This window comes from Phytoactinopolyspora endophytica (assembly GCF_004138495.1).
GTDB lineage: Bacteria > Actinomycetota > Actinomycetes > Jiangellales > Jiangellaceae > Phytoactinopolyspora > Phytoactinopolyspora endophytica.
Genome location: NZ_ML142853.1, coordinates 341768 through 342093 on the forward strand (window position 1 = coordinate 341768; position 326 = coordinate 342093).

A 326-nucleotide genomic window follows, 5' to 3' on the forward strand; every position below is an offset into this window, starting at 1 on the left:
TGTGTGCGCTCACAGCGATCGTGACCTATGGCACAGGTTTCGGTACGTACCAGTCAGGACCAGCATGCCGGAAGCGGTCTCCGCCTGCGCCACTAGCCGTACCGGCACAAGAAGCGGTAATGAATGCCCGGCTCAGCTGACGCGCAGAAGCGGCTGAGAAAATCGCGCGGATTGGGCGAAGAGATCGCCAGGCTCAAGCCCAACCGGGCCACAAACCGGCCGAGCTCATACGCCCAGCGCAACCCGCCGCCTGGAGATCTCTTCGCCCATTCCGCGCGACCTGTCCGCGCGACCTGTCCGCGCGACCTGTCCGCGACCTGTCCGCC

The 326-nt window shown here is 65.3% G+C and carries 1 protein-coding gene; it reads right to left on the reverse strand.

Going from position 1 to position 326, the window contains the following annotated elements; translation table 11 throughout:
- Window positions 1–92: 92 nt before the first annotated feature.
- Window positions 93–326 (reverse strand): hypothetical protein (locus ELR45_RS37670; RefSeq protein WP_205856478.1); only part of this gene is annotated, 234 nt, incomplete at its 5' end.